Annotated in this window: 3 protein-coding genes and 2 pseudogenes; 2 read left to right on the forward strand and 3 right to left on the reverse strand. The window is 62.5% G+C overall.

Features of this window, described 5'->3' with window-relative positions; genetic code table 11:
• The 3 genes and pseudogenes from VFE81_RS02990 to VFE81_RS03000 form a co-directional block, all read right to left on the reverse strand.
• Positions 1-275 (reverse strand): annotated as a pseudogene (locus tag VFE81_RS02990) (polymerase); the annotation flags it as partial.
• Between the two features lie 221 nt (positions 276-496).
• Positions 497-817 (reverse strand): hypothetical protein, encoded by a 321-nt coding sequence (locus VFE81_RS02995; RefSeq protein ID WP_325043167.1) that lies wholly within the window; start codon positions 815-817, stop codon positions 497-499.
• Positions 818-904: 87 nt separating this feature from the next.
• A pseudogene (locus VFE81_RS03000) lies at positions 905-988 on the reverse strand (ester cyclase); the annotation flags it as partial.
• Between the two features lie 285 nt (positions 989-1,273).
• On the opposite strand from VFE81_RS03000, the gene VFE81_RS03005 reads away from it, so the two are divergent.
• Together VFE81_RS03005 and VFE81_RS03010 are read left to right on the forward strand one after the other, a co-directional pair.
• A complete protein-coding gene (locus VFE81_RS03005) occupies positions 1,274-2,197 on the forward strand; it encodes a recombination-associated protein RdgC (RefSeq protein WP_325043168.1) in 924 nt (307 codons plus the stop codon).
• A gap of 258 nt (positions 2,198-2,455) precedes the next feature.
• Entirely contained in the window at positions 2,456-3,877 is a 1,422-nt protein-coding gene (locus VFE81_RS03010; protein ID WP_325043169.1) for a DUF308 domain-containing protein, read from the forward strand.
• Positions 3,878-3,947 lie beyond the last annotated feature (70 nt).

The following is a 3,947-nucleotide window of genomic DNA, read 5'->3' on the forward strand; positions in this document are numbered from 1 at the left end:
AGTGGGTCGAATTGGCGGGGCATCCAGTAGCCCAGCAGCAGTTGCTGCAAGATTAGGGCGAGGACAAACGCAAGCATCCCGGCCGTATACCAGGGATAGGCCCGCAGCGCACTGAAATAGCCGGGCGTGCGCCGGTTGGCGATGGCGGCGCCGAGCGCCAGAGCAACGAGCAAAAAGAAACAGTAGCCAGTGCCGCCGCGCCACACGAGGTTCACAGCGGGGGCGAGAAATAGCAGGGCTGTGCTTAACCAGATCAGGCTGGGAGCAAAAATCATAGGCCGAAATTTCGTGTGAACATTACCGGTCCGGCCTGCCGATGCGATGGCCGGAGGTTCAGTGCACTTCTTTCAAGATAGGAGGGCGACCGCGATTATAACCGTGTGACAGTTCGATTGAGCCAATCGGGTGTCCGCGCAGCGCGGCGGCGGAGAATAGGCTCAGGGGGGGCGTGCGGCGCGGAGTCACGACAGATCGGTCGGGAACCACGCGGATCTCCCTAGACGCCGCCAGTGACCAGCGGCAGCACCGTCAAATCCGGGTGTGTGCCGTCTACAATACTGCGCCCCACATGCACCCCTTCGTAGAGCGCTTCATCCTTGCCGGCGAAGCTCTCTTCGCCGTCCGCGTGAAACGGCACCGCATGCCCGGGAATGGCCGGATCGGCGCCCGGATGGCAGACGTAACCGACATATGTGTAACGGTTATCAGGCACGGCTGACGGGTGTGCGTCGTCGGGGGGGTTCTTGGGAAACGGCGCCACGTGAATTTCGAAACCCTCGTATTCCACCATCTGCCAGGGTGCGGTTTCATCGGCCATGGCCGCCTCCGTCTATGTCGCGCGCGTCTTAAAAAGTCTAGGTGATTTGAGCGTAAAGCGCGCCCCAGGACTGATGCGGCTAAACCACTATGGCTTGATCGCGCCGAGTTGTTTGAGCAACGTCAGATTGTCTTCGAGGTGCCAGTTTTCGACGATGCGGCCGTCCTTCACGGCGCCGGCGAGGCCGGCTGCTAGCCGCACGTGACCAGCAAGTCTCGAAAAGAAGGTTGGGGGCATGACACGCTCCATAGAAGTTGACGTTGATGACGCGCATTCTCTGGCTAACAGCTACGATTTGATAATCGGTCTGTCGCTTTAAGCGATTTTCGGGTTTTATTTGAAAATGCTTCCGGCGGTGCGACCGCTTCGGCGAAGTGCGCGCGGGTACGCGGCTGGCCGTGCCATCTTCGCCGTGTCATATAGAATGACGCGCTTTGCCCGTACAGGACCCTGCCCATGTGGTTCAAAAACCTTCAGTTGCACCGTCTTCCCGCTCCGTGGTCCATCACCCCTGAACAGTTGGAGAAATGGCTCGCGCCGCACGCGTTCGCGCCCGGCAACAGCGTCGAGATGCAAAGCCATGGTTGGGCGTCCCCACGCGACAACGACTCGCTGGTGTATTCGCTCAACGGTCAGATGCTGCTCGTGTTTCGCGCCGAAAAGAAACTGTTGCCGGCTTCGGTCGTCACGCAAGTGACCAAGGCACGCGCGCTCGAACTCGAAGAGCAGCAGGGCTTCAAACCCGGCCGCAAGCAGATGCGCGAACTCAAGGAACAGGTGACCGACGAACTGCTGCCGCGTGCCTTCAGCATCCGCCGCGACACGCGCGTGTGGATCGACACCAAAAACGGCTGGCTCGTAATCGATGCGGGCTCGCAAGCGGTCGCCGACGAAGTGCGCGGTCTGCTGGTGAAGTCGATCGATCAATTGCCGCTCGGCACCGTGCGCGTCACGCAATCGCCGGTTGCGGCGATGACCGAATGGCTGCTTTCCGGTGAAGGTCCTGCGGGCTTCACGCTCGACCAGGACACCGAGTTGCGCTCGCCGACGGAAGGCAACGCGACGGTGCGCTATGTCGGACATACTTTGGACGCCGAAGATATGCGCCGTCATATCGAAGCCGGCAAGCAATGCATGCGGCTCGCGATGACGTGGAACGATCGCGTGTCGTTCGTGCTGACGCCCTCGTTGACGATCAAGCGCATCGCGCCGCTCGATGTCCTCAAGGAAGCGAGCGACCCCACCGCGCACAACGACGACGAGCGCTTCGATTCCGACGTCACGCTGATGACCGCCGAACTCGACCGCATGCTGTGCGATCTGCTCGACGTGTTGGGTGGAGAGCATGGCGAGGCGATGCCGCAGGCCGCTGCTGCCTGATTCTTGCCTCATCCGCTGTAGTCTGGCGCGTTTGCGAAGCAGCATTGCATCAAAGCGCTGCTTCTCGCGCACCGCGCGCGGGGCGCGGGGGCACACACCGCCGCCGCTCCGCCATATCGTCGCACGACCGCACCGTGACACGGCCGCGCAGCCACACCGCCACACACCCACATCGCCACACCAGACCGCTCTCCTCCGGCACCCTAAATATGGTTAAGATTACGACCAGAAAGGCATATCAATCACGGAGGACTCGCGATGGTTCGGCTGGTCATGATCCTGCTGGGTGTCGATTACCTGCGCACGCGCTGGCGCTCGTTGCAGTTGATCGGCTGGGTGAGCCTGATTCTGGGCGTGGTGGTGTTCATCGACGCACTCGATAGCGCACTCTATTTTCCAATCACACCGTTTGCGTTATTGCTGCTGCTCGAAGGGCTCGCCACATTGGCCGTCGCGTGGACAGGCATGGGCGGGCAGCGCACGCTGCGCTATGTGAAGGGCCTCGCATTCTGTTTTGCGGCGGCGCTGATTCTCGCCGGTCATCATCACGGTAACTTCGTTCTGTCGATGATCTTCGGCACGCTCTTTCTGGCTGACGGTCTGCTGCAGATCGTCTCCGCGAAGGTCGTCCGCTATCGCACCTGGCGGCTCGCGATGATCGGGGGGAGCGTTGAAATCGCGCTGGCGGTTTTCTTCTATCAGCCTTACCCGACGCACTATGTGGGCACCGTGCCGTACTGTCTCGGCCTCGGCCTGATGTTCGGCGGCTGGAACATGATTTTGCTGAGTATGCGCGTGCGGCGTCTCGCGTCGAATCCCGCGGTTGCTTCGGACGATGCAACCGCTGATGCCGCCAACTCCGCTGCGAGTGCCGCTGCTCCCGGCCGGTTGGGCGCGGTGGAATGGGACGGGCCGCCCGCCGCCGATGAAGACGCGTTGACCGTCCACGTGTGGACACCGGTCGGTTCGTCCAAGGGCGAGGCGCGACGGCAGTTGATCGTCGATCGTTATATCGCGGCGGTGGATCGTAACGGCGTGATATCAACCGGCCATGCCGCGCTCGAGTCGCCTGAGGGTGTCTACATCAGCTTGTATCCGGGCGTCGAGATCGATCGTTCGCCCGACGATTTCGCGCGGCTCCTGCGTGCGACACGCGAGAACGACGTGCCCGGTGTGTTCCAGCCCGATTACACGACCGAATCGAAAGCGTGGTGTCCGTCGACGGTTCAGGTGCGCATACGCAATTACGATCCGGCGCGCCTGCGCCGCTTCTGGGACACCTATCGTCAGGAGACGACCTACAACCTGACGCACCGCAATTGTTCGAGCAGCGTATCGCACGCGTTGGAAGCGGCGATCGAAGGTGCATCGGCGCGCGTGTGGGGCAGCCTCGGCGGCTGGCGGCCGTTTTTGCGGGTGATTACGACGCCGGAGTTGTGGGTGGCCGCGCAGCTTCGCAAACGCGCCGCGACGATGGCGTGGACGCCGGGTCTCACGCTCGACTATGCGCGCGCGCTCAGTATGCTCGCTGACCCGCGACCCTCTGGCTGGGTCAAGATGGCGCGCTTCGCCGTGCGCAGAATGGTGCGTTCGCGGCAGCAATGGCGCGCAGAAGAGCGTGGCGCGCCGGCCACTCATGAGGCCGGGCAAGGTCGGGCTACGGGTGCGGTGCGCGAATGACGGGTACTCGACGCGCGACTGAGGCCTGTGGCCAGCGCGAGAGATTCGCGCCCTGACCGCAACGGCGGAG

This window comes from Paraburkholderia sp., from assembly GCF_035656215.1.
Classification (GTDB): domain Bacteria; phylum Pseudomonadota; class Gammaproteobacteria; order Burkholderiales; family Burkholderiaceae; genus Paraburkholderia.